This is a genomic window from Stenotrophomonas sp. Steno-Z4 (assembly GCF_056393145.1).
Genome location: NZ_JBWJPC010000001.1, coordinates 905,377 through 926,672, shown reverse-complemented (window position 1 = coordinate 926,672; position 21,296 = coordinate 905,377). Strand labels below are relative to the sequence as shown.

Below are 21,296 nucleotides of genomic sequence, written 5' to 3'. Positions count from 1 at the left end.
CGGCAGGGTGGGCCCGGAAGGCGGCTTACGGGCGTTCCGGCGGTGACGGCGGCGCCGGCGGGCGAGGCGGGGGCGGTGGCTGCACCGCGCGCCATGCTGAGGTCGGCACGCTGACGACCTGGTCGCGGCCGGCGCGGCGCACCGTGACCGGCACGCTGGCTTTGTCGCTGGCCGACAGTGCGTCGGTCAACTCGCCCACCTTGCGCACCGGCACGCCGTCCACGCGCAGGACCTGGTCGCCGGCCTGCACGCCGAAGCGGCTGGCCGGCGACGCGGCGGTAACGCTCACCGCGCCCTGTTCGGATTCGAGGGTGAGGCGCGCGCCATCCTGGCGCCAGTCCATACGCGACGACTCGGTCTGGGTGCTTTCGGCGCAGGCGGTGGTGCTGATCATCAGCAGGGCGGCCAGCGTGAGACGGATGGGGGAAACGGTCATGTCAGGCACTCCGGGTGGCGACGGCCGGCGGTACCGCCGCGGCGCGGTGGGCGGGCCCGAACACGGCGATCTGGCCCAGCAGCCAAAGTAGCACTGCGCCAATGGGCAGGTAGGTGATCGGCATGCGCGGCAGCTCGTAGGCACCCATCAGCCACAGGTTGATCGAGTACGCCAGCAGCATGCCCAGCACGATACCCACGGTGGCCAGCAGGAAGTTCTCGGTCTGGAAGTACCGGAGGATCTGGCCACGGGTGGCGCCCAGCGCACGGCGGATGCCGATCTGCTTGGTACGCTGCTGCACCCAGAAGCTGGCCAGGCCGACGATGCCCAGCGCGGTGACCACCAGCAGCGCCACGCACACGGTGATCAGCAGGCCCACCATGGCGCGGTCGTTCTGGAAGTACTTCTCGCGCTGTTCGGTGTAGGTGAGCTTGGCGCGCACCATGCGGCTGCTGTCCACCTTCTCCAGCGCGGCCACGGCGGCCGCCAGCACTTCCTGGCGACGTGCCGGGTCGGTCACCCGGATCAGGTACAGCCCCATATCGTAGTTCACCCGTACCGGCAGGATCATCGAGTAGCCGGTGTCGGACTCCACCGTCACCGGGCGCGCCAGTTCCTTCACCACGCCCACGATGCGCAGCGGCATGCGGCCGCTGTAGATGGTCTTGCCGACGGCCTGGCCATCCGGGAACAGCTTGTTGGCGGCCTTGCTGCTCAGGATCACCGCCGAGCCCCGCTGCTCGATGGTGGCGTCCTTCTCCACGTCTTCCAGGTTGGCGAACTCATCGCCCTCGAAGTCGCGGCCGGCCACCAGCTGCAGGCCCATCGTATCCAGCGTGCCTTCGCTGGCGAAGAACTGCGCGGCGTTGAAGTTGGGGCGTTCCTGGTCGGGGATCAGTGACAGGCTGGTATTCCAGGAATTGCGCCGGAACGGCAGCTGGTTGATCGGCACCGCGTTCTTCACCCCGGGGATGGCACGCAGCGCCGCCAGGTCTTCGCGGGTGCGCGCGGTGGCGTTGACCTGGGTGCCGATGCCGCCCAGCCGCACTTCCAGCAGTTCCTGCTCGGCAATGCCGCTGGGCTGGTTGATCTTCTCCAGGCGCTGGCCGATCAGGAACAACGCATTGCAGACGATCGCGCAGGTCAGCGCGATCTCCAGCACGATGAGTGCGGCAGCGGTCTTGTGCCGGCGCAACGTGCTCAGGATGGGTCGGATATCCATGATGTGCTCCGGATCCTTACTGCGATTTGAGTTGAATGGCGGGGGTGACCTGCATGGCGCGCAGCGCCGGCAGGAAACCGGCCAACAGGCTGGCGGCCAGGGTCAGGCCGAAGGTGAGCAGCAGCATCTTGCCGTCCAGCGTGGCCAGCTTGGCGTAGTCCACCGGCTGCTGCCGAACCGCATACAGGCCCAGCAGGGCCAGTCCCAGACCCAGCACGCCACCGGCCAGGCCGACGGTGCCGGCTTCGACCAGCGACTGCAGGAAGATCTGCCCACGGCTGGCACCCAGTGCGCGGCGTACGCCGATTTCGCCGCTGCGGCGCAGGAACTTGGCCAGCAGCAGGCCCACCGTGTTGATCAGGCACACCGCCAGGAAGCCCAGTGCCAGCCACAGCTGCAGGCGCACGTCGCTGGGCACCACCTGCTTGAAGTCCAGCCACTCCATCACGTTGCGCAGGCGCACGTTGGACGGACGCTGGAAGCGACCGGCGGCCTTCTGCTGTGCCGAGTAGTTTTCCAGATACGCCCGGTAGTCGCCGGCGTCGGCCGGCGAGGCCAGCTCAACCCAGTACTGCATCCACACGCACGGTGCATTGAGTGCGGTTTCCTCGCCGTTGGCGTTGTCCCAGCAGTTCATGTTGCCGTTGCGGCCGAACTTCAGGTCCAGCGCGGTGAACACCGGTACGAAGATGTCTTCGCTGTCGCCGTAGCGGCCGGTCTCCAGGTCGTAGAAGTGCGGGTTGGGATTCCATTCGTCCAGCACGCCGACGATGTTGAAGGTGTGCCCATCCATGCGCAATGGCTTGCCCACGCTGTTCTGGCCGTTGAACAACTTCTCGTTCAAGGCCTTGGAGATCACCGCTACCCGGCCACGGCCTTCGTCCTGGTCGGGCTTCCAGCCCTGGCCGTACTTGAACGGCGCATCGAACATGGCGAAGAAATCGCTGGACGCGTAGCGCGCATCGGTGTCGAACGGGCGCAGCGTGCTGTTGTCCGGTTCCACCGTGACGCCACCACCGGTCATCAGCACCTGGTGTTTGGCCTTCTTCTCACGCAGCAGCTTTTCGCCATCGAAGCGGGTGACCTGTTCTTCGGGCTCTTCGCTGGGCTGGTAGCCGATCATCGGCCGCGGGTCGACCTGCACGTTGAACAGGCGGTCGCTCTTCTGCGGGATCGGATCGCCTGACAGCACATGGAACACGGTCAGGGTGGTCATGGAAGCACCGATGCCCAGCGCGATGGCGATCACCATCAGCGCGGTCAGCACCTTGTTGCGCCGGAAGCTGCGCAGGGCCAGTCGGAAGTAGTAGGCGAGCATGGTGGCGGGCCTCAGTCGTTGAGCGTGGCGACGGCAACGCGCGGGGTGGCCAGCACCGGTTCGCGCACCAGGTCGGTGGCCTGGCCATCGACGATGTGCACGTTGCGCTGGGCACGCGCGGCCAGTTCCGGGTCATGGGTGACCATGACGATGGTGGTGCCGGCGGCGTTGATCTCTTCCAGCAGTTCCATCACCCCGCGGGCCATCTGGCTGTCCAGGTTGCCGGTCGGTTCGTCGGCCAGCAGCAGGCGCGGGCTGCCGGCCAGGGCGCGGGCGATGGCGGCGCGCTGCTGCTGGCCGCCCGACAGTTCGGAGGGGTAGTGCTTCATGCGCGAGCCCAGCCCGACCTGGCCGAGTGCGCGTTCGATGCGCTGCTTGCGTTCGCTGGCCGGCATGCCGCGGTAACGCAGCGGCACGTCGACGTTGTCGAACAGGTTGAGGTCGGAGATCAGGTTGAAACCCTGGAAGATGAAGCCGATCTTCTGGTTGCGCAGGCGGCTGCGGGCATCGTCGCCCAGCTTGCTCACGTCCTGCCCATCGAGCATGTAGGTGCCGCTGGTGAAGGTTTCCAGCAGGCCGGCGATATTGAGGAAGGTGGTCTTGCCCGAACCGGACGGGCCGGTCACCGCAACGAACTCACCCTCGCGCACGTGCAGGTCCAGCGAACGCAGGGCATGGGTTTCCACCTGTTCGGTGCGGAATACTTTGGCGACCGAGCGCATCTCGAGCATGGCTGTTTCCTTGGTTGAAGTGATGAGGGTGATCAGTTGATGGAGACGGATTCGGCATCGCCGAACAGGTCAGCGCCGGAGACGACCACGCGGTCGCCCGGGCGCAGGCCGGACAGGATTTCCACTTCGCCCAGGCTGCTGACGCCCAGCCGCACCGGGCGGCGGATCGCGGTATCGCCATCCATGACGTAGGCCTGGCCGTTGCCCTGTTCCACGAACGGGCCACGCTCGACCTTGATGACATTGCGGCGGGTATCGAGCACGATCCGCGACTGCATGCGCTGGCTCTGGCGCAGGCCCTGCGGCTGCTTGTCGGTGAAGCGGATGCGGGCATTGACTTCGCCGGCCACCACTTCGGGCGATACCGCGCTGATCTCGCCCGGGAACGGCTGGCCATTGCCGCTGGTGAGCTGGGCCGGAATGCCGATGGACAGGTCGCGGGCGAAGCTTTCCGGCACCTTGATCTCGATCTCGAAGCGCGACAGATCGACCACGCCCAGGATCGGCGCGTTGGCCGCTACCTGGGTGTGCTGGGTGGCCTGGACCTGGCCTACCTGGCCATCGAACGGTGCGCGCAGGGTCAGCGCGTCCACCTGGCGCTGCACTTCTTCCACCACCGCACGCTGGCGGTCGGCCAGCAGGCGCTTGTTGCGGGCATCCAGGTCCGCGCCCTGGCCCTGCAGGCGGGCGTCGGTCTGGGCGTTGGCCAGCGAGATGTCGGCCTTCTTCAGGCTGTCGTTGGCCTTGGCGAGGTCGATCTGCGGCACCGCGCCGCCGTCATAGCCGCGCTGGTAGCGCTGCAGGTCGCGTTCGGCGGCCTGGCGCTCAATGCTGGCCTGGTCGGTTTCCTTGCTGGCCTTGGCCCGGGCCAGGGTGGCATCGAGCACGGCGCGGCTGGCTTCGGCTTCCAGCCCGGCCAGGGTGGTGCGCTCCTGGGCCAGCTTGCTGCGCAGCTCGGGGCTGTCGATCACGGCCAGCTCCTGGCCCTTCTTCACCACATCGCCGGCCACCACCTTCAGGTCCACCGTACCGGCGGAGATCGCGTACAGGATCGGGCTGTTGGCGGCGATCACCCGGCCATCGGCGGCCAGGTCGCGGACGAGGTCGCCCTGCTTGACTTCGGCAATGCGCACCCGCGCGCTGTCGAAGGAGCGGCTGGACCCGAGCCAGGCGCGGGCGGCAAAAATGATCGCCAGCAGCACCACCAGCGCGGCGATGCCCGGCCACAGCCAGCGCTTCCACGGCGCGGCCGTGCCCGGGGTGGAGAGGGTCTGGTCCTGTGCGGAAGTGTCGCGGATCATCGGGCTCGTTCGCGGTTGGGTTGCGGTATACCAAGCACACCGCGTGCCAACATTCGCCCCTTTGAAAACAACAGCTTGCGAAGCGGGCGCGATTGTCCGGGTGTCCGCGGACACCGCAGCGGACACTTTTGTTAAGCGGACAGCGTCCAAGCGGTCCAGCCGCCCACGCTAGAATGGGCGTTCGACAGCAGGGATCTGAATCTATGTGCGGGATTGTGGGGGCGATCGCGGATCGCGATGTGGTACCGGTACTCATCGAAGGACTGAAGCGGCTGGAATACCGGGGCTACGACTCGTCCGGCATCGCGGTACTGGACCAGACCCAGGCCCAGGCCGACGTGCGCCGCGTGCGCCGTACCGGCCGCGTGGCCGAGATGGAAAAGGCCGCCATTGCCGAAGGCTTCGACGCCACGCTCGGCATCGGCCACACCCGCTGGGCTACCCATGGCGGCGTGACCGAAGCCAATGCCCACCCGCACATCAGCCACGGCGTGGCGCTGGTGCACAACGGCATCATCGAGAACCACGAAGAGCAGCGTGAGCGCCTGCGCGGGTTGGGCTACGTGTTCGAGTCGCAGACCGACACCGAAGTCATCGCCCACCTGATGCACCACAACCTGAAGAACGGCGACAGTCTCCTGTCGGCGCTGCAGCGCACGGTCAAGGAACTGACCGGTGCCTACGCGTTGGCAGTGATGAGCCGCGCCGAGCCGAACCACTTCGTCTGTGCGCGCATGGGCTGCCCGCTGCTGGTGGGCCTGGGCCAGGGCGAGAACTTCGTGGCCTCCGACGTGTCAGCGGTGATCTCGGCCACCCGCAACGTGATTTTCCTGGAGGAGGGCGACACCGCCGACATCCGCCGCGATGGCGTGCAGGTGTATGACGAACACAACCAGCCGGTGGACCGTGGCGTGCACCAGTCGGATGTGTCGCTGGCCTCGCTGGAGCTGGGCCCGTACCGCCACTTCATGCAGAAGGAAATCCATGAACAGCCGCGCGCGCTGGGCGACACCATCGAAGCGGCGATCGACGCCGGTGGCTTCCCGGCCGAGCTGTTCGGCAAGAACGCCGAAAGCGTGCTGGCCGGCATCGAAGGCGTGCAGATCCTGGCCTGCGGTACCAGCTACTACGCCGGCCTGACCGCGCGCTACTGGATCGAATCCATCGCCGGCCTGCCGTGCAGCGTGGAGATCGCCAGCGAGTATCGTTACCGCGCCGCGTATGCCAACCCCAAGCACCTGATCGTCACCATCTCCCAGTCCGGTGAAACCCTGGACACGATGGAGGCGCTGAAGTACGCCAAATCGCTGGGCCACCTGCATACGCTGTCGATCTGCAACGTGCCGGAAAGCGCCATCCCGCGCGCCAGCGAACTGGTCTGCTACACCCGTGCCGGTGCCGAGATCGGCGTGGCCTCGACCAAGGCGTTCACCACCCAGCTGGCCGCGCTGTTCCAGCTGACCGTGGTGCTGGGCAAGCTGCACGGCCGCATCGATGCTGCGCAGGAAGCGGAGTACCTGGAGCAGCTGCGCTTCCTGCCGGGCAGCGTGCAGCATGCGCTGAACATGGAACCGCAGATCGCCATCTGGGCAGAGCGCTTCGCGCGCAAGAACAGCGCCCTGTTCCTGGGCCGCGGGCTGCATTACCCGATCGCCCTGGAAGGCGCGCTCAAGCTCAAGGAAATCACCTACATCCACGCCGAAGCCTACCCGGCCGGCGAGCTCAAGCACGGCCCGCTGGCGCTGGTGGATGAAGACATGCCGGTGGTGGTGATCGCGCCGAACGACAGCCTGCTGGAGAAGGTCAAATCCAACATGCAGGAAGTGCGCGCGCGCGGCGGCGAGCTGTTCGTGTTCGCCGACCAGGACAGCAACTTCGTCGAATCCGAAGGCGTGCACGTCATCCGCACCCCACGCCACGCTGGCGTGCTCAGCCCGGTGGTGCACACCATCCCGGTGCAGCTGCTGGCGTACCACACCGCGTTGGCGCGCGGCACCGACGTGGACAAGCCGCGCAACCTGGCCAAGAGCGTGACGGTGGAGTAAGCGATCGACCCAGGTCGATCGCGGGTAGGTGCCCACCGTTGGTGGGCACGCTTCAACAAAAAAAAGGGGGCGGCCCAGCAGGGCCGCCCTTTGCCGTTTCTGGCGTCGGGAAAACTTTAGTCGAGTCCGCCTGCGACATTCAGCGTCGGTTCTAGTCGAAATGCCATTCTCGGGGTGTCAGCCGCTGGCTGCGTCAATCGGTCCCACCACGCAAGGCGTGTGGCTTCACCCAGTCTGCAACAGGAAAAAGAATGAACGTTCGCGAACTTCTGCAATCCAAGAAAGACTCCGTTGTCACCATCGACGTCGAAGACACGATCGGCGCCGCTGCCCACAAGATGAGCGCGCACAAGATCGCCGCGCTGGTGGTGATGAAGGATGATGTGCCGGTCCGGATCATCTCCGAGAAAGACATCGTGCGCAGCCTGGCCGACGACGGCCCGCAGGCGGGTCGCCGGGTCATCTCCACGCTTCCCTCGGCCGGCCTGGAAGGCATCGCCCCCGAGGCGACCCTGAAGCAGGCCATGGCGCTGATGACCTACTCGCGCCACCGCCACCTGATGGTGACCGAAGGCAGCAAGCTGGTGGGCATCCTGAGCCTGGGTGACATCGTCAAGAACCTGCTCAGCGAGCTGGAGCTGGAGAAGGCGGTGCTTCAGGACATCTACATGGCCGCGCACTGAAAAAGGCGGGGGTGGGGCGGACGTCTAGTCCGCTTCCACGCGGCGACGGGACTTTGGATTGGCTTCACGCGCTGCGTGGAGCGCCGCCTGGGCTTTGACGAGTTCCTCTGGACTGAGGAGTTCGGCCTCGGCCGGCAGAAACCAACCTTTGATGCAGCTGAAGTCCCTGAGCGCGATCTGTACGTGGCTGTCCCTGTGAAATCCCGACCGAGGTGCGATCTCTGGACCTTGGCGGAAAGCGCCCCGTACGGCTTGATAGTATTCAAAGCCGTAGACCTGGAAGAGTTTGGAGTGAATAAACTCGAAAACCGCTCGATCCAGTCCACGAAGGAGAAACTCCTCGTCAAGAGGATTGACGGGGACGTTCAGCGGGGTTCGTTGACCACTGCGAAGATGGGTCGCCTGAAAATACAGGTGCGCGTTCTCGAACTCTCGACGGCCAGTACTGGTGGTCATATCCAGGCAGCGTTGGATGCTGAAGATGCAACCGACAACCGCAGGCGAGGCAATTGGCCTCGCGGTCAGCCTGCGCAAAGGCTCGCTCGCCGCAGCTTCGGCGAATGCCAGCGCCCGTTCCTGATCCGCTTCAAATAGATAGAAGCCCGACCCGAGCCAGTCGTATTGGTTGTTGCTTGGCTTGGGTTTCAGCTGTCCCGATATGAGGCCATCCCGGACCGCGATATCGCAGCCGTGATATCCGATCTGAAGGTGGCCATGGCTCATCTATAGCAGCGCTTCAACTTGCCGGCGGGCGTCAGCAACCCTGCTTTTCGCATGATCTCGACGGATTCCTCCGGCGTCATGTCATATATCCAATGGATCCGCTGCTCGTGGCTTTCGCTGAGAAGCTGTGCGGCAGTCAACGGCAGGGTAGGGGGCCGGCCGGTCAATCCCTTGGCCGCAGGCTTCTTCTTGGAGATTGGAGTGACCATGGACGGAGCATAGCTTCCCCGGTTCGTGCTTGGCACTGGCAGGCATGTGCTGCGGTGGGTTGATACGACAGGAGGTGGAAATTTGCGAGGAAAAAACGCTTCCAGATGATCATCTTGGGGAAGGACTGCGTGGCAGACATGTTGTCGTGAATGGCAAGGGGAGATGTCCGCTTTACTCAGTGCTGCTGTTTCCAGCGTGGATCGACAGCCTTTCCAGGTCACCCAACAGCAGGCGATAGGCATCTTCCTGCGCACCACCCGCAGGCTGCCGCAACACCCAGGAAGGGTGCACCGTCGCAAAGCCCCGTGTGCCATCTTCCAACGTGTGCCAGCGGCCACGGTCGCGACCCAGGTTGAAGCCGGGGCCAAACACGGCACGCGCTGCACTGGCCCCCAGACAGACGATCACCTTGGGGTTCACCTGTTCAATCTCCGCCAGCAACCATGGCCGGCACGCATTGATGTGGGTGACCTGCGGTTTGGAGTGGATGCGTTTCTTGCCGCGCCGCTCGTAGCGGAAGTGCTTCACCGCGTTGGTCAGGTACAGCGTGTTGCGATCGATGCGCAGTTCCTGCAGCGCCCGATTCAACAGCTGCCCGGCTGGCCCGACGAAGGGGTGGCCGCTCAGGTCCTCGGAGTCCCCGGGTTGCTCGCCGACCAGCATCACCTGCGCATCGCGCGGGCCTTCGCCGAACACGGTCTGGGTGGCCGGCTCCCAGAGCGGGCAACGGCGGCAAGCGGCGGCCGCGGTGCGCAGCTCGTCGAGGGAATCGCCGTTCGCGGTTGCCGGGCCGCGCAGGGGAATGTGCTGCTCGGGAATCCGCCGCTGTGGCGCCTGCGCTTCACGGTCATGCATTTCCTGCACGCGGTCACCGGCATCGCGTACAAGCGTGGGCAGCAGGCTCGCCTCCGGCAGGTGCTTCCAGTACCGGGCCGGCATTTCCTGCTGCATCATCCGCGTGTTGAGCCGGGCAGGGTTGAAGATGTTGGCGTAGTAGGTGCGCCACAGCTCTTCGCGCGCATCCTCCACCGGCGCATCCGCCTGCTTGCTGCCGGGGCCGAATGCCAGCACCTGGCCGTCCCAGCGGGCACTGCGATACGGCGTGAGGATGGCCCAGCGCATGCCCGCAAAGCGGCGCGCGAAGAACGGCGCGACCCGATCCACGATGAAGTGATCGGGCTCGAACCAGGCGATGAAGGCATCCTCTTCGCCCGGTACTTCGCGGAAACGCACGAAGGCTTTCATCTTGTGGCTGTCGCGGCGCACCGCCTGGGCGAGGGCCATCGCACGCAGCACGTCCGGATCGGCCGGGTTGGTGAGCAGGCCACGCTCGCCGTGGGTGATCCGCCACAGCATGCGGTACAGCAGCGAGTGGCGCTGCGGATCGCGGTGGCACAGGCAGCTGGCGGCCAGTTCGAGGAACGCCTTCGGCACCGCAATGGCGGTGGCTTCAGCGTCAGGCACTGAGAGGGGGGCCAGCGCCGGCGCGTCCAGCAGCGAACCTTCACCCTGCTGCAGCCAGTCCAGCTGCTCCGGTGCGACGCGGTGCTGCAGCGCCCGCCGCGCGGCCTCACGCCAGGACTGCACCGACCACGCCGGGTCGAGTCGCACACTCCACCGGGTCATGCGGCGGCGTCGGGGAACAGCGAGGCCTGGCGCGGTGGCGGTGCCAGCCGCGCGCGCAGCGCGGTGGGGTCATCCAGTGCGCGACGCGGGTGATGGTCGGCCAGCTGCACGAACGGCAGCAGCTTGCTCATCGGCGCGCGCAGGCGGGCTACGTCGGCCACGCGCAGGCGGCCATGGCGGCGCGCCATCAGCACGCGTTTGACGTTGCGCACGCCCAACCCCGGCACGCGCAGCAACATCTCCTTCGACGCCACGTTGAGATCGACCGGGAAGCGTTCAGGGTGGCGGATCGCCCAGGCCAGCTTCGGGTCGATGTCCAGGTCGAGCATGCCGTTCTGCGTGGTGTCGGTGATTTCGTCCACGCCGTAGCCATAGAAGCGCAGCAGCCAGTCGGCCTGGTACAGGCGGTGTTCGCGCGCCAGTGGCGGTGCCTGCACCGGAAGGAGGCGGCTGGCATCGGGGATCGGGCTGAAGGCGGAGTAGTACACCCGGCGCATGCGGTAGTTGCCGTACAGGTTGTCGGCAGCACCGAGGATCTGCTGGTCGCTGGCGCCGTCGGCTCCGACGATCATCTGCGTGCTCTGGCCAGCAGGTGCAAAGCGCGGCGCACGGGCGCGGCCAGCGCGCTTGGCCGGGGCGGTCGGCGTCGGTGCGGCCACCGTGGTGGGCTTGGCCTCGCTGGCGGCCTTGGCCTCCTTGGCTTCTTCGATGCGCCAGCGCAGTTCACCCATCGCGCCGCGAATGGAAGGCAGCGATTTCTCTGGCGCGAAGCTGCTCAAGCCCTCCTCGGTGGGCAGCTCGATGTTGATCGACAGGCGGTCGGCGTAGCGACCGGCGGCCGCCAGCAGTTCGGGCGAGGCTTCCGGAATGGTCTTGAGATGGATGTAGCCGGAGAACCGGTGTTCCTCGCGCAGCTGCCGCGCCACTTCCACCATCTGCTCCATGGTGTAGTCGGCATTGCGGATGATGCCGCTGGAAAGGAACAACCCTTCGATGTAGTTGCGCTTGTAGAAATCCATGGTCAGCGCGACGACTTCGGCCACGTTGAAGCGTGCGCGCGGTACGTTGCTGGAGACCCGGTTCACGCAGTACGCGCAGTCGTAGATGCAGAAGTTGGTGAGCAGGATCTTCAGCAGCGATACGCAGCGACCGTCGGGGGTGTAGCTGTGGCAGATGCCGGCGCCTTCGGTGCTGCCGATGCCGCCGGATGCGCGCGAATCCCGCCGACCCGCGCCACTGGAGGCGCAGGACGCGTCGTACTTGGCGGCATCGGCCAGGATCGCCAGTTTGCGTATCGTCTCCATGCGGAAACGGTAGGCAAAGCCAATCTCATCTCGTGAGACTGATTATCGCGAAGGTGAAGAATTCAGGTTCAGAAGGTCACCTTCACCGAGTCGGCGCTGTAGGTCGCCGGGCCGTGGTACACGACCTCGATGTTGTTGCCGTCCGGATCGATCGCGAAGGCGGCGTAATAGCCCGGGTGGTAGGGGCGTTCGCCGGGGGCGCCGTTGTCCTTGCCGCCTGCGGCCAACGCCGCCTTGTGGAAGGCATCGACGGTGGCGCGGTCGCGGGCCTGGAAGGCCAGGTGGTGGCGGCCGGTCAGTTCACCGGCGGCCGCTTCGCTGTCGGCGGTGGAAATGAACAGCTCATCGGCCCAGAAATACGTATCGCCCTCGCCGGCGATGGGAATGCCGATGGTGTCGAACACGGCCTGGTAGAAGCGGCGGCTGGCCGGCAGGTCACGCACGATCAGTTGCAGGTGGTCGATCAGCCGGCCGCGGTGCAGTTCCATGGTTTCCATGCGGGTTCCTTCGGGTGGAAAGGAACGCAGGTATACCACCGGCGGTGCACGCCCGCCTTGGCAGGGCGTGCACATTGTTGAAGCCGGGGCGGTCAGCCGATCGGGGTGTTGGAGATGATCTCCACCCAATAGCCGTCCGGGTCCTTGATGAAGGCCAGGTGCTTCATGCGGCCGTCTTCCAGGCGCTTCTGGTAGGGCACCTCGAGGTCATCGAAACGCTTGCAGGCGGCGTGGATGTCCGGCACGGAGACGCAGATGTGGCCGAAGCCGCGCGGGTCCTGGTTGCCGTCGTGGTACACGCGGCCTTCCTGGGTTTCGGTGCCATGGTTGTGGGTCAGTTCCAGCACGCCCGGAAGGCCGGCCATCCACACCCGGCGGGCGTCGTCGCCCTCGGGGATGGACGTGCCCGCCGGCAGCAGGGCCAGGAAGTACAGGCTGAACCGCGCCTCGGGGAAATCGCGCTGGTCGAGCAGGCGGAAGCCGAGTACGCGGGTGTAGAAGTCCAGCGAGGCGGCGGCGTCCTTGACGCGCAGCATGGTGTGGTTGAACACGAAGCCGGTGGTTTCGGCCGGCGGCTGGGCGGCAACGCCCGGCTGGGACTGCAGGGAGGCAAGGCTCATGGGGGATCCTGTGGGGGGCCGCGCAACGCGGCTGGCCGTTCATTTTAGCGGGGCGGCGGCAAGGGGACGTAGAATGCTGCATCTTCCTGGCCCGTCGTCGACATGTCGCAGCGTGAATGGGTGGCCGCCGCCATCCGCAAGATCGAAGCCGATTTCAACCGTTCGGCCGATACCCACCTCATTCCGATGGACCTGCCGGGCCACCCGGGCATCGAGCTGTACTTCAAGGATGAATCCAGCCATCCCACCGGCAGCCTGAAGCACCGCCTGGCGCGCTCGCTGTTCCTGTACGCACTGGCCAACGGCTGGCTGCGCGAAGGGCGCCCGGTGATCGAGGCGTCCAGCGGCTCAACCGCGGTGTCCGAAGCCTACTTCGCGCGCCTGCTGGGCCTGCCATTCATTGCCGTGATGCCGGCCACCACCTCGCCGGAAAAGATCGCCGCCATCGAATTCCATGGCGGACGCTGCCACCTGGTGGAACGCGCCTGCGACCTGAACTGCGATTCGGAAAAGCTGGCACGCGAAACCGGCGGCCACTTCATGGACCAGTTCACCTACGCCGAGCGCGCCACCGACTGGCGTGCCAACAACAACATCGCCGAATCCATCTTCAAGCAGATGGCCGAAGAGCCGCATCCGGTACCGGAATGGATCGTGTGCAGCCCCGGCACCGGCGGTACCGCCGCTACGCTGGGCCGTTATGTCAGCTACCGCCGGCACGACACCCGCATCCTGTGCGCGGACCCGGAAGTGTCGGTGTTCTTCGACGGCTACCGCGCGGCCCTGGCCGGTGAACCGTGGCGCGAGCTCACCTGCAGCGGTGGTTCGCGGGTGGAAGGCATCGGCCGGCCCAGGGTGGAATCCAGCTTCATCCCAACCAGCGTGGATGCGATGGTCAAGGTGCCCGACGCGTTGAGCCTGGCCGCCATGCGCCACGTCAGCCGCCAGTTGGGGCGCCGGGTCGGCGGCTCCACCGGTACCAATTTCATCGGCGTGCTGCATGCCGCCGAGCGCATGCGTGCGGCCGGGCGCAGCGGCTCGATCGTGACGATCCTGTGCGACAGCGGCGAACGCTATGCGCACAGCTACTACAACCCGGACTGGTACCCGCGGCAGGGCATCGACGTGGAGCAGGCCGATGCGGTGATCGCGGCGGCCGTTGCCGGGCAGGGCCTGCCGGAGCTGCCCAACGCCGCGCTGGAAGCCCTGTACTGAGCACCGCAGGCGGGTGAACGGCCACGAACCCGTGGCCGGCGGGGCTTGTGCAGCGCCGGGTCCGGTGCCATATCGTGGGAAACGCCGGCGTGCCGGCCCCGCTGTCTGGAGACCCCTGTGACCCCTGCCAATCCCCTGCTCGATTTTTCCGGCCTGCCCCGTTTCGATGCGATCCAGCCCGAGCACATCGGGCCGGCCATCGACACCTTGCTGGCGCAGGCCGAAGCGGCGGTGAAAGCCGCCGAAACCGTGCAGCCGGTCAGTTGGGCCAGCTTCGTCGAGCCGCTGGACGATGCCACCGAACGCCTGTGGCGCGCCTGGGGCCAGGTCGGCCACCTGCAGGCGGTGGTGAACACCCCGGCGCTGCGCGAGGCCTACAACAGCAACCTGCCGAAGGTGACCCGCTTTGGCAGCGCGCTCGGCCAGAACCTGGCGCTGTTCGAGCAGTACCGCGCGCTCGCCGCCACGCCGGAAGCGACGCAGTACGACCCGGCCCGGCGCAAGGTGCTGGACAACGCGCTGCGGGATTTCCGCCTGGGCGGCGCCGAGCTGGACGAGGCCGGCAAGGCGCGTTACAGCGCGATCCGCGAGGAGCTCTCGGCGCTGTCGGCGACGTTCTCGCAGAACGTGCTCGATGCGACCGATGCGTGGTCGCTGCACGTGGAAGACCGCAGCGAGCTGGCCGGCCTGCCCGACGATGTGGTCGCCGCTGCGCGCGCCGCCGCGGAGAAGGACGGTCTTCCAGGCTGGAAGCTGACCCTGCAGATGCCGTGCTACCTGCCGGTGCAGACCTATGCAGAACACCGCCCGCTGCGCGAGACGCTGTACCGCGCCAACGCGCTGCGCGCCTCCGAGTTCGGCGATCCCAAGCTGGACAACAGCGCGCACATTGATCGCGTGCTGGCGCTGCGCGCCGAGCTGGCGGCCCTGCTGGGCTTTGCCAACTACGCCGAGTACTCCATCGCCACCAAGATGGCCGACGACGCGCCGCAGGTGCTGGGTTTCCTGCGCGACCTGGCAGCGCGTGCGAAACCCTACGCGCAGCGCGATCGCGCCGAGCTGGACGCATTCGCACGCGACGAGCTGGGCCTGCCTGCGCTGGAAGCGTGGGACCTCGCCTTTGCCTCCGAGAAACTGAAGCAGGCGCGTTACACCTATTCCGAGCAGGAAGTGAAGCAGTACTTCACCGAGCCGAAGGTGCTGGAGGGTTTGTTCAGCGTCATCCACGGCCTCTATGGCCTGCAGGTGCAGCCCGACCAGGCGCCGGTGTGGCATCCGGACGTGCGCTTCTTCCGCCTGGTCGATGCGCAGGGCGCGCTGGTCGGCCAGTTCTACCTGGATCTGTACGCGCGCGAAGGCAAGCGCGGCGGCGCGTGGATGGACGACTGCCGCAACCGCCGCGATACCGCGCAGGGCGTGCAGACGCCGCTGGTGTACCTGGTATGCAACTTCGGCAAGGGCGCCGATGGTAAGGCCTCGACCTTCAGCCACGACGAAGTGACCACGCTGTTCCATGAAATGGGCCATGGCCTGCACCAGCTGCTGACCCGCATCGGCGAGCTCGGCGTGGCTGGCATCAACGGCGTGGAATGGGATGCGGTGGAACTGCCCAGCCAGTTCATGGAGAATTTCTGCTGGGAATGGGACCGCGTGCAGGCCATGACCGCGCATGTGGACAGCGGCGAGCCGCTGCCGCGCGCGCTGTTTGACCGGATGCTGGCCGCGCGCAATTTCCAGAGCGGCATGTTCACCGTGCGCCAGCTGGAGTTCGCGCTGTTCGACATGCAGCTGCACAGCAGTTTCGATCCGGTGCAGGACAGCGTGCTGCAGCTGCTGGAACGCGTGCGCGACGAAGTGGCGGTCAACCGCCCGCCGGAATGGAACCGCTTCCCGCACCAGTTCAGCCACATTTTCGCGGGTGGGTATGCGGCGGGCTATTACAGCTACAAATGGGCCGAGGTGCTCAGCGCCGATGCGTATGCCGCATTCGAGGAAGCGCCGGAGCAGGTGGCCGAAACGGGCAGGCGCTTCCGCGATGAAGTGTTGTCGCGGGGCGGCAGCCGGAGTGCAGCGGAGAATTTCGCCGCGTTCCGCGGGCGTGCGCCGAATGTGGACGCGTTGTTGCGCCACAACGGCATGGCCGGTTGATGCGATGGGTACCGACCAACGGTCGGTACCTACCGGTGATTCGGGGCGGGTGCCGACCGTTGGTCCGCACGTACCATGGATCCGGGTAGGTGCCGACCGTTGGTCGGCACGGCGGTGAATCACTCGGCGTAGATCATCGTGCGGCTCATGCCGCCATCGACGATGTGGTCCTGTCCGGTGATGAAGCCGGACAGGTCCGAGAGCAGGAACACCGCGAGCGCGCCGATGTCTTCCGGCTGGCCGACACGCCCCACCGCATGCTGCGCGTGGTCGCGGCGCGACAGCTTCGGCGTGCGCCGCCGTGCCGGGGCCTGCCAGGCATCGGTGGTGATCCAGCCGGGGCTGATGCTGTTGACCCGCACATCGGGCCCGCTGCTGATCGCCAGCGCGTGGGTAAACGCCACCAGCCCGCCCTTCGCCGCCGCATAGGCTTCGCTGTCCGGCTCGGACTGCCAGGCGCGGGTGGAGGCGATGTTGATGATTGACGCGCCGGCCTGCGCGCGCAGCGCCGGCAGTGCGTGCTTGCTGCACAGGAACGCGCCGTGCAGGCTGGACAGGCGGCGCTGCCATTCGGCCAGGGTCATCTCCGCCAGCGGGGTGCCATGCGCGCTGGCGATGCCGGCGTTGTTGACCAGCCCATCAATCCGCCCGAAACGCTTCAGCGTTGCCTTGACCAGCGCCTGCACGCTGCGTTCGCTGGCGACATCCGCGCGCTGGAACGCAGCGCGCTCGGGCAGTGCCCATTCCTTCAGGCAGGCGCGGCCGGCGTCAGCGTCCAGGTCGGCGATCATCACGCTGCCGCCGGCGCCCAGCACCGCCTGCGCGATGCCACGGCCCACGCCCTGCGCGCCACCGGTGACGATCACCACGCGGTCGCGCAGCGGTTGCGCGGGCCAGTCGGTGATGGTCGGGGTCAGTGGCACCGGGGCGTGTCCTTGCGGCCGAGCAGGCGGGTCCAGCCTTCGATGCCCAGCTTGTCCAGCGTTTCGATGTTGCGCTCGACGATCACGTCCGGGTCCGGGAAGGCGGCCACGGCGCGTTCCACGCTGTCTTCGCGCAGCAGGTGCAGGGTCGGGTAGGGCGCGCGGTTGGTGTAGTTGCTCACGTCATCCGGCGCGACCCCGGCGAACTGGTACTGCGGGTGGAAGCTGGCCACCTGCAGGATGCCCTGCAGGTCCAAGGCTTCGATCGCGGCATCGGCGTTGTCGAGGAAGTCGTTGTAATCCAGGAAATCGGTCAGCACGTCCGGGTGCACGATCAGCGTGGTGTCGATCTGCTCGGCCGGGGTATCGCGCAGCAGCACCAGCTCTTCGGCGAGTTCTTCCACCAGCGCTTCGACGGTGGTGGCGTCGCTGAGCACGAAGCGCACCTGGTCCTTCACGTACACCGCCTTGGCGAACGGGCACAGGTTCAGGCCGATGACGATCTGCTCCAGCCAACGCCGGGTTTCCGCGATGGGATCGCTGCCGTCCGGCGCGGTGTCGGCGATGAGGGGCATGTCATTCATGGGCAATCAGTCGCGGAAATTGTCGAACTGCAGAGGTACCTCGAACGTTCCCTTTTTCAGCAGGGCCATCACGTCCTGCAGGTCGTCGCGCTTCTTGCCGGTCACGCGCAGCTTGTCGCCGTTGATCTGGCTGTCGACCTTGAGCTTGGCTTCCTTGATTGCCGCAGCGATCTTCTTGGCGACCTTCTGTTCGATGCCCTGTTTCACGGTGATCTTCTGGCGGGCGCCGGCGAGGTTGGTTTCGATATCGCCGAACTCCAGGCAGGCAGCGTCGATCTTCCGTGCGGTCAGGCGCTGGCGCAGGATGTCGGTCATCTGCTGCAGTTGGAAGTCGCTGGGCGCGGACTGGCTGATGACGCTGTCTTCCAGCACGAACTTGGCATCCACGCCCTTGAAATCGAAGCGGGTAGACAGCTCGCGGTTGGCCTGGTCGACCGCATTGGTCAGCTCGTGGATGTCGACTTCGGAAACGACGTCAAAAGAGGGCATGGGGCAAACTCCTGCAGGTGAAGCCGCCATTCTAACAACCCTGCATGGACGTCCCGGCAAGGGCGGTGATAATGGGCCATGGAATCCCAACGCACCCCCACCCGTGCCGTCGCCTGGATGCTCATGGCCGTGGCCTGCTTCTCGCTGATGGATGCGGGCATGAAGCAGTTGTCCTCCAGCTACCCGACCCTGCAGGTCACCTTCCTGCGTGGCGCGGCGTCGCTGCCGTTCGTGCTGGTCTGGGTGCTGGCCACGGCCGGGCCGCGCTCGCTGATCCCGGTCCGGTGGGGCCTGCACCTGCTGCGCGGGCTGCTCGGCATGGCCATGATCGGGTGCTTCGTGTTCGCCCTGCGCAGCCTGCCGCTGTCCACCGCCTACACCATCTATTTCGTCGCGCCGCTGCTGATCGCCGCGCTGTCGGTGCCGCTGCTCGGTGAATACGTCGGGCCGCGCCGCTGGATCGCCATCGGCATCGGCCTGGTTGGGGTGCTGGTGGTGCTGCGTCCCGGCGTGGATGGCTTCATTTCCATTCCGGGCCTGATGGTGCTGCTGGCCGCCACCGCCTATGCGGTGGCGGCGATCACCGTCAGCATGCTGACCCGCACCGATACGCCGCAGTCGATGGTGGTCTGGTTCCTGGTGATCCTGGCGCTGGGCGCCGGGTTGCTGGCGATCCCGGACTGGCAGCCGCTGCAGCTGCGCCATGGCTGGCTGATCGCCGGCATGGGCCTGGCCGGGGCGGGTGGCCAGGTAGCCCTGACCCGCGCCTTCCAGCTGGGCGAGGCCTCGCTGATCGCCCCGCTGGAATACACCGGGCTGGTCTGGGTGATCGGCTGGGACCTGTTGTTCTGGGGCGTGCTGCCGGACCGCTTCACCTGGCTGGGCGCGGCGATCATCGTGGCCTCCGGGCTGTACCTGCTGCACCGCGAGCGGGTCCGCCAGGTGCGGGCGCCGCAGCCGCTGGACCATCCCTGAGCGCCGCCGGGCGGGCGATGACGCCGCCTTATAATCAAACGGAATATGATTCGCTGCTGCCGCGCGGGCCAGGGCCGTCCCGCGCTGGTAGGCTGCACGCCCCCTCCCGTCGATGCCCCGGTTGACCGCGAAGTGATCGAGTTCCAGCGCCTGCACAAATCCTATGCCGTCGGCGGCCGCGCGATCGCCGCGCTGCAGCCGCTGGACCTGACCATCGAGGCCGGCGAAGTGTTCGGCATCATCGGCCATTCCGGCGCGGGCAAATCGACGCTGATCCGGCTGATCAACCGGCTCGAAGAACCCACCGGTGGCCGCCTGCTGATCAACGGCGAGGACGTCACCGCGCTGGACACCGACGGCCTGCGTGCGCTGCGCCGGAAGATCGGCATGATCTTCCAGCACTTCAACCTGCTGTCCTCGCGCACGGTGGCGGCCAACGTGGCCTTCCCGCTGGAACTGGCCGGTACCCCGCGTGCGGACATCGACGCGCGCGTGGACGAACTGCTGCACACCGTGGGCCTGGAGGCGCACGCCAACAAGTATCCGGCACAGCTGTCCGGCGGCCAGAAGCAGCGCGTCGGCATCGCCCGCGCCCTGGCCACCCGGCCGCAGATCCTGCTGTGCGACGAAGCGACCAGCGCGCTCGACCCGCAGACCACCGCCTCGGTGCTGAAGCTGCTGGGCCGGATCAACCGCGAGCTGGGCCTGACCATCGTGCTGATCACCCACGAGATGGATGTGATCCGCCGCGTCTGCGACCGCGTGGCCGTGTTGGATGCTGGCCACCTGGTGGAAACCGGCCCGGTCACCGAGGTGTTCCTGCACCCGCAGCACCCGACCACGCGCCGCTTCGTCAACGAATCCGAGCAGGTCGACGAAGGCGAGCTGCACAAGGATTTCGACGCCGTGGCCGGGCGCATCGTGCGCCTGACCTTCCTCGGTACCGATACCTATGAGCCGGTGCTGGGCCGCATCGCCCGCGAGACGGGGGTGGACTACAACATCCTGTCCGGCCGCATCGACCGGATCAAAGACACCCCGTATGGCCAGCTGACGGTATCGCTGGTCGGCGGCGACGTGCAGGCCGCGCAGGCCGGCTTCGTTGCCGCCGGCGTTCACCTGGAGGAGCTGCGCCGATGATCATCGCTACTGCGGGTGGGTTCTTCCGCCACCTCGACGCCGCCAAATGGGCCGATATCGGCCAGGCCACCGTCGACACCCTGCTGATGCTGGCCGGCTCACTGCCGCTCACGCTGGCCATCGGCCTGCCGCTGGGCGTGCTGCTGTTCCTGACTGGTTCGCCGCAGCTGCACCGCAAGCCGGTGCTGTATGGCGGGCTGGCGCTGCTGGTCAACCTGCTGCGCTCGGTGCCTTTCATCATCCTGATGATCGTGCTGATTCCGATCACGCTGTGGATGATGGGCACCTCGCTCGGCGTGCGCGGCGCGATCGTGCCGCTGGTCATCGGTGCCGCACCGTTCTACGCGCGCCTGGTGGAAACCGCGCTGCGCGAAGTGGACCGCGGCGTGATCGAAGCCAGCCAGGCGATGGGCGCCACCACTTGGCAGCTGGTCAGCCGGGTGCTGCTGCCCGAAGCACGGCCGGGCCTGATCGCCGGCGCCACCGTCACGGTGATCGCCCTGATCGGCTTCACCGCCATGGGCGGCGCGATCGGCTCCGGTGGGTTGGGCGACCTGGCCTTCCGCGACGGCTACCAGCGCTCGCACACCGATGTGGCCCTGGTCACCGTGGTGCTGCTGCTGGTGCTGGTCCAACTGCTGCAGATGCTGGGTGACTGGCTGGTGGGGCGGTATTCGCGCAAGTAAGGGGGGCACCTGGCGCAATCATTGAGCCTGGCGATACGAACCGGCGATCGGATTGATCCGACGTTCGACCGCGTCGGCATTGCGTGATCTGCGTCTGTGCTATATTCCGTTCAGCGTATTACGCTAAACGGAATGATCCAGTCCTTCCGCTGCCGCCATACGCTTGCCCTGTTCGAAGGCCGATGCCCACGGCGGTTCCGCAGCATCCAGGCGGTTGCCGAGCGCAAGCTGCAGATGCTGGACGCGGCGCAGACCCTGCAGTTCCTGCGCAGTCCGCCCGGCAACCGTCTTGAAGCGCTGGCGGGCGAACGACGAGGGCAGTTCAGCATCCGCATCAATGTCCAATGGCGCGTGTGTTTCACCTGGACGGATGCAGGTCCGTGCCATGTCGAAATCGTTGATTACCACTGAGGATGCCGA

Annotated in this window: 22 protein-coding genes; 8 read left to right on the top strand and 14 right to left on the bottom strand. The window is 66.6% G+C overall.

Features of this window, described 5'->3' with window-relative positions; genetic code table 11:
• Positions 1 to 25 precede the first annotated feature (25 nt).
• The 5 genes from AC06E7_RS04105 to AC06E7_RS04085 are packed head-to-tail and all read right to left on the bottom strand — an operon-like array spanning position 26 to position 5,008.
• On the bottom strand, positions 26 to 436 hold the full coding sequence (locus AC06E7_RS04105) for a PDZ domain-containing protein (protein ID WP_478063127.1): 411 nt from the start codon (positions 434 to 436) through the stop codon (positions 26 to 28).
• 1 nt (position 437) lies between these two features.
• Positions 438 to 1,658, bottom strand: coding sequence for an ABC transporter permease (locus tag AC06E7_RS04100; RefSeq protein ID WP_184125710.1), 1,221 nt, complete (start codon positions 1,656 to 1,658; stop codon positions 438 to 440).
• A 16-nt stretch (positions 1,659 to 1,674) separates the two neighbouring features.
• A complete protein-coding gene (locus AC06E7_RS04095) occupies positions 1,675 to 2,976 on the bottom strand; it encodes an ABC transporter permease (protein ID WP_478063124.1) in 1,302 nt (433 codons plus the stop codon).
• Between the two features lie 11 nt (positions 2,977 to 2,987).
• Positions 2,988 to 3,707 carry an ABC transporter ATP-binding protein gene (locus tag AC06E7_RS04090; protein WP_068854090.1) on the bottom strand — a complete coding sequence of 240 codons (720 nt, stop codon included), beginning with the start codon at positions 3,705 to 3,707 and terminating at the stop codon, positions 2,988 to 2,990.
• A 32-nt stretch (positions 3,708 to 3,739) separates the two neighbouring features.
• Positions 3,740 to 5,008, bottom strand: a complete 1,269-nt coding sequence (locus AC06E7_RS04085; RefSeq protein WP_449324523.1) for an efflux RND transporter periplasmic adaptor subunit — start codon at positions 5,006 to 5,008, stop codon at positions 3,740 to 3,742.
• Positions 5,009 to 5,211: 203 nt separating this feature from the next.
• Between AC06E7_RS04085 and glmS the strand changes: the two genes are divergently transcribed.
• Together glmS and AC06E7_RS04075 are read left to right on the top strand one after the other, a co-directional pair.
• The gene (gene glmS / locus AC06E7_RS04080; RefSeq protein WP_478063122.1) at positions 5,212 to 7,053 is read left to right on the top strand and encodes a glutamine--fructose-6-phosphate transaminase (isomerizing); all 1,842 of its coding nucleotides are present in this window, start codon (positions 5,212 to 5,214) and stop codon (positions 7,051 to 7,053) included.
• 251 nt (positions 7,054 to 7,304) lie between these two features.
• A complete protein-coding gene (locus AC06E7_RS04075; protein WP_068854086.1) occupies positions 7,305 to 7,736 on the top strand; it encodes a CBS domain-containing protein in 432 nt (143 codons plus the stop codon).
• 24 nt (positions 7,737 to 7,760) lie between these two features.
• Here the strand turns inward: AC06E7_RS04075 and AC06E7_RS04070 are convergent, their stop codons facing one another.
• From AC06E7_RS04070 to gloA, 6 genes are all read right to left on the bottom strand, one after another.
• Entirely contained in the window at positions 7,761 to 8,459 is a 699-nt protein-coding gene (locus AC06E7_RS04070) for a hypothetical protein (protein ID WP_478063120.1), read from the bottom strand.
• On the bottom strand, positions 8,456 to 8,668 hold the full coding sequence (locus AC06E7_RS04065) for a hypothetical protein (protein WP_143584444.1): 213 nt from the start codon (positions 8,666 to 8,668) through the stop codon (positions 8,456 to 8,458). The genes AC06E7_RS04070 and AC06E7_RS04065 overlap by 4 nt, the downstream gene beginning before the upstream one ends.
• Positions 8,669 to 8,840: 172 nt before the next feature.
• Positions 8,841 to 10,295, bottom strand: coding sequence for a UdgX family uracil-DNA binding protein (locus tag AC06E7_RS04060; protein ID WP_478063118.1), 1,455 nt, complete (start codon positions 10,293 to 10,295; stop codon positions 8,841 to 8,843).
• The gene (locus tag AC06E7_RS04055) at positions 10,292 to 11,599 is read right to left on the bottom strand and encodes a putative DNA modification/repair radical SAM protein (RefSeq protein WP_478063117.1); all 1,308 of its coding nucleotides are present in this window, start codon (positions 11,597 to 11,599) and stop codon (positions 10,292 to 10,294) included. Before AC06E7_RS04055 ends, AC06E7_RS04060 begins: the two co-directional genes overlap by 4 nt.
• A 68-nt stretch (positions 11,600 to 11,667) precedes the next feature.
• Positions 11,668 to 12,096, bottom strand: a complete 429-nt coding sequence (locus tag AC06E7_RS04050; protein WP_068854082.1) for a VOC family protein — start codon at positions 12,094 to 12,096, stop codon at positions 11,668 to 11,670.
• A 92-nt stretch (positions 12,097 to 12,188) separates the two neighbouring features.
• Positions 12,189 to 12,716: a lactoylglutathione lyase gene (gene gloA / locus AC06E7_RS04045; RefSeq protein ID WP_478063115.1), complete on the bottom strand. Its 528-nt coding sequence runs from the start codon at positions 12,714 to 12,716 to the stop codon at positions 12,189 to 12,191.
• Positions 12,717 to 12,818: 102 nt separating this feature from the next.
• Between gloA and AC06E7_RS04040 the strand changes: the two genes are divergently transcribed.
• Both AC06E7_RS04040 and AC06E7_RS04035 read left to right on the top strand, forming a co-directional pair.
• The gene (locus AC06E7_RS04040; RefSeq protein WP_093534005.1) at positions 12,819 to 13,931 is read left to right on the top strand and encodes a PLP-dependent cysteine synthase family protein; all 1,113 of its coding nucleotides are present in this window, start codon (positions 12,819 to 12,821) and stop codon (positions 13,929 to 13,931) included.
• A 117-nt stretch (positions 13,932 to 14,048) separates the two neighbouring features.
• The gene (locus AC06E7_RS04035; RefSeq protein ID WP_478063113.1) at positions 14,049 to 16,079 is read left to right on the top strand and encodes a M3 family metallopeptidase; all 2,031 of its coding nucleotides are present in this window, start codon (positions 14,049 to 14,051) and stop codon (positions 16,077 to 16,079) included.
• A 119-nt stretch (positions 16,080 to 16,198) separates the two neighbouring features.
• Here AC06E7_RS04035 and AC06E7_RS04030 read toward each other — a convergent pair whose 3' ends face one another.
• From AC06E7_RS04030 to AC06E7_RS04020, 3 genes are read right to left on the bottom strand one after another with little or no spacing between them, the layout of a single operon-like run.
• Positions 16,199 to 17,002, bottom strand: coding sequence for an SDR family oxidoreductase (locus AC06E7_RS04030; RefSeq protein WP_478063111.1), 804 nt, complete (start codon positions 17,000 to 17,002; stop codon positions 16,199 to 16,201).
• Positions 16,993 to 17,586 carry a DUF1415 domain-containing protein gene (locus AC06E7_RS04025; RefSeq protein WP_095362992.1) on the bottom strand — a complete coding sequence of 198 codons (594 nt, stop codon included), beginning with the start codon at positions 17,584 to 17,586 and terminating at the stop codon, positions 16,993 to 16,995. Before AC06E7_RS04025 ends, AC06E7_RS04030 begins: the two co-directional genes overlap by 10 nt.
• Positions 17,587 to 17,592: 6 nt before the next feature.
• Positions 17,593 to 18,075: a YajQ family cyclic di-GMP-binding protein gene (locus tag AC06E7_RS04020; protein WP_095362991.1), complete on the bottom strand. Its 483-nt coding sequence runs from the start codon at positions 18,073 to 18,075 to the stop codon at positions 17,593 to 17,595.
• Positions 18,076 to 18,153: 78 nt separating this feature from the next.
• Here AC06E7_RS04020 and AC06E7_RS04015 point away from each other — a divergent pair, with 78 nt between their 5' ends.
• The 4 genes from AC06E7_RS04015 to AC06E7_RS04000 all read left to right on the top strand — a co-directional run bounded on the left by AC06E7_RS04015 (position 18,154) and on the right by AC06E7_RS04000 (position 21,287).
• Complete coding sequence (locus AC06E7_RS04015; protein ID WP_095362990.1) at positions 18,154 to 19,050, top strand: DMT family transporter; 897 nt, start codon at positions 18,154 to 18,156, stop codon at positions 19,048 to 19,050.
• 132 nt (positions 19,051 to 19,182) lie between these two features.
• The gene (locus AC06E7_RS04010) at positions 19,183 to 20,190 is read left to right on the top strand and encodes a methionine ABC transporter ATP-binding protein (protein WP_217535859.1); all 1,008 of its coding nucleotides are present in this window, start codon (positions 19,183 to 19,185) and stop codon (positions 20,188 to 20,190) included.
• Positions 20,187 to 20,876 carry a methionine ABC transporter permease gene (locus AC06E7_RS04005; RefSeq protein ID WP_217535714.1) on the top strand — a complete coding sequence of 230 codons (690 nt, stop codon included), beginning with the start codon at positions 20,187 to 20,189 and terminating at the stop codon, positions 20,874 to 20,876. Before AC06E7_RS04010 ends, AC06E7_RS04005 begins: the two co-directional genes overlap by 4 nt.
• A gap of 132 nt (positions 20,877 to 21,008) precedes the next feature.
• Complete coding sequence (locus tag AC06E7_RS04000) at positions 21,009 to 21,287, top strand: type II toxin-antitoxin system RelE/ParE family toxin (protein WP_068854073.1); 279 nt, start codon at positions 21,009 to 21,011, stop codon at positions 21,285 to 21,287.
• Positions 21,288 to 21,296 lie beyond the last annotated feature (9 nt).

Excerpts from the sequence above, each read along its gene's own strand:
- AC06E7_RS04105 (WP_478063127.1), bottom strand. The coding sequence starts at position 436 with ATGACCGTTTCCCCCATCCGTCTCACGCTGGCCGCCCTGCTGATGATC.
- AC06E7_RS04100 (WP_184125710.1), bottom strand. The coding sequence starts at position 1,658 with ATGGATATCCGACCCATCCTGAGCACGTTGCGCCGGCACAAGACCGCT.
- AC06E7_RS04095 (WP_478063124.1), bottom strand. The coding sequence starts at position 2,976 with ATGCTCGCCTACTACTTCCGACTGGCCCTGCGCAGCTTCCGGCGCAAC.
- AC06E7_RS04090 (WP_068854090.1), bottom strand. The coding sequence starts at position 3,707 with ATGCTCGAGATGCGCTCGGTCGCCAAAGTATTCCGCACCGAACAGGTG.
- AC06E7_RS04085 (WP_449324523.1), bottom strand. The coding sequence starts at position 5,008 with ATGATCCGCGACACTTCCGCACAGGACCAGACCCTCTCCACCCCGGGC.
- glmS (WP_478063122.1), top strand. The coding sequence starts at position 5,212 with ATGTGCGGGATTGTGGGGGCGATCGCGGATCGCGATGTGGTACCGGTA.
- AC06E7_RS04075 (WP_068854086.1), top strand. The coding sequence starts at position 7,305 with ATGAACGTTCGCGAACTTCTGCAATCCAAGAAAGACTCCGTTGTCACC.
- AC06E7_RS04070 (WP_478063120.1), bottom strand. The coding sequence starts at position 8,459 with ATGAGCCATGGCCACCTTCAGATCGGATATCACGGCTGCGATATCGCG.
- AC06E7_RS04065 (WP_143584444.1), bottom strand. The coding sequence starts at position 8,668 with ATGGTCACTCCAATCTCCAAGAAGAAGCCTGCGGCCAAGGGATTGACC.
- AC06E7_RS04060 (WP_478063118.1), bottom strand. The coding sequence starts at position 10,295 with ATGACCCGGTGGAGTGTGCGACTCGACCCGGCGTGGTCGGTGCAGTCC.
- AC06E7_RS04055 (WP_478063117.1), bottom strand. The coding sequence starts at position 11,599 with ATGGAGACGATACGCAAACTGGCGATCCTGGCCGATGCCGCCAAGTAC.
- AC06E7_RS04050 (WP_068854082.1), bottom strand. The coding sequence starts at position 12,096 with ATGGAAACCATGGAACTGCACCGCGGCCGGCTGATCGACCACCTGCAA.
- gloA (WP_478063115.1), bottom strand. The coding sequence starts at position 12,716 with ATGAGCCTTGCCTCCCTGCAGTCCCAGCCGGGCGTTGCCGCCCAGCCG.
- AC06E7_RS04040 (WP_093534005.1), top strand. The coding sequence starts at position 12,819 with ATGTCGCAGCGTGAATGGGTGGCCGCCGCCATCCGCAAGATCGAAGCC.
- AC06E7_RS04025 (WP_095362992.1), bottom strand. The coding sequence starts at position 17,586 with ATGAATGACATGCCCCTCATCGCCGACACCGCGCCGGACGGCAGCGAT.
- AC06E7_RS04020 (WP_095362991.1), bottom strand. The coding sequence starts at position 18,075 with ATGCCCTCTTTTGACGTCGTTTCCGAAGTCGACATCCACGAGCTGACC.
- AC06E7_RS04015 (WP_095362990.1), top strand. The coding sequence starts at position 18,154 with ATGGAATCCCAACGCACCCCCACCCGTGCCGTCGCCTGGATGCTCATG.
- AC06E7_RS04005 (WP_217535714.1), top strand. The coding sequence starts at position 20,187 with ATGATCATCGCTACTGCGGGTGGGTTCTTCCGCCACCTCGACGCCGCC.
- AC06E7_RS04000 (WP_068854073.1), top strand. The coding sequence starts at position 21,009 with ATGATCCAGTCCTTCCGCTGCCGCCATACGCTTGCCCTGTTCGAAGGC.